The sequence below is a fragment of the Chthonomonas sp. genome, from assembly GCF_035294505.1.
Lineage (GTDB): Bacteria > Armatimonadota > Chthonomonadetes > Chthonomonadales > Chthonomonadaceae > Chthonomonas.
This window is the reverse complement of the sequence record NZ_DATGKU010000035.1, coordinates 1-1,428: the sequence shown is the minus strand read 5'-3', so window position 1 is coordinate 1,428 and position 1,428 is coordinate 1. Positions and strand designations below refer to the sequence as shown.

At 52.2% G+C, this 1,428-nt stretch carries 2 protein-coding genes; both read left to right on the top strand.

Annotated elements, in window-relative coordinates; genetic code table 11:
* Positions 1-12: 12 nt before the first annotated feature.
* Complete coding sequence (locus VKV18_RS01320; RefSeq protein WP_324202426.1) at positions 13-651, top strand: oligosaccharide flippase family protein; 639 nt, start codon at positions 13-15, stop codon at positions 649-651.
* Positions 652-879: 228 nt separating this feature from the next.
* Positions 880-1,428 (top strand): acyltransferase (locus tag VKV18_RS01315; RefSeq protein ID WP_324202425.1); only part of this gene is annotated, 549 nt, incomplete at its 3' end.

The window sequence follows — 1,428 nt, the reverse complement described above, 5'->3', positions numbered from 1 at the left end:
TCGCTAAGAGACATGATTGCAGCACTACGGGAAGGATGGCATGTTTTCCTATCCTCAGCAGTAGTGAATCTCGTTCCAGCAACAAATGTGTTCATTTTAGGCTTGAAAGCTACGGCTACCGATGTCGCCTATTACATATCTGTATGGCGTTTGATCGTGGCGTGCCGGATGTTGGTTCAGCCAGTCGTCACTGCCATCTATCCCCACATCAGTCACTTGGCGGTGAAATCCCGGCAGGACGCCATCATGCTGCTGCGAAAGTACACGTTGGTTCTAGCTGCTCCGGTCTTTTGCGGTTCACTGTGCCTTTTTGCGGGTGCTCCGCTCATCATGCGGCTCGTGTACGGCCTTAAATACGCCCCTGCGATGCCTCTCTTACGGATTCTGGCCTTCTCTCCGTTTCTGCTGGCTCTCCAGCACTGCTACTCAACGTTTTACATGCTGGCGTTTGGATATGAAAAAGAGTGGTCCCGTGTGATTATTGGCTCGACTCTGGCGAACTTCGCACTGCTGCTGCCCTTAACCTATTTCGTCTGGCCACCCACTGCACTCGCGGTTACAGCGATCGTAGTGGACATATTGATAACGGCAGCCGAGTATCTGTTCTATCGTCGAACCGCAAGCGGTACTCCGCAGACGGTTACAGCCTGAGGCAGCACATAGCCATGGACTACCGCAAGAGCAAAACAGATTATTGGGATACCCTGAATAGTAGAACCAGAACGAGCTGAAGCCTCTTGTTACCACCAGAAGAGACAAAGGACAGCCGATACCGTAGATAGCCAATCTGCAATGAGCTGGCTAAGCAAAACCATTCTGAAGATACGCCGGGGCGAAGGACCGGTCTATGCATACCTGAAAAAGGCGTTTTTCAAGATCATGAGCGCCAACTTACCGCAGCCCGCTCTCTTGAAGACGTTTTACCGGGGCCTCTACGGTCTCCATCGCACACTAGAGTGGTGTCTTCGATGGTTGATCTCTGTTCTCTACTGCGAGCCAGCTCTGCGAGCTCGATGTGTCAAGGCTGGCCGGCATTGGCACGTATGGATGACGCCCTTTATCACCGGTCACCCGGAAATCTATATTGGTGATCGTTTGAGAATTTTCGGAAAACTCGACATTACAAGCGGCCGGCTTTTTGACCACCCCAAACTCATCATTGGCAATGACGTGGTGATCGGCCATTTGGTGCACATTGTCGCAAACAAAGAAGTAGTTATTGAAGACCAGGTGAATATTGCTTCCCGGGTTTACATCTGTGACAACGATGGGCACCCTCGTGATCCGGAGTTACGGGCGAAAGGACTGCCCCCGCTGCCCGAAGAGGTAAAGCCGGTGCGCATTTGCCGCGGAGCGTGGTTGGGGCAAAATTGCTTCGTAATGAAAGGCGTCACCATCGGTGAGGGCGCGATCATCGGCGCAAATAGT

Coding starts and splice junctions, on each gene's coding strand:
- VKV18_RS01320 (WP_324202426.1), top strand. CDS start 13: ATGATTGCAGCACTACGGGAAGGATGGCATGTTTTCCTATCCTCAGCA.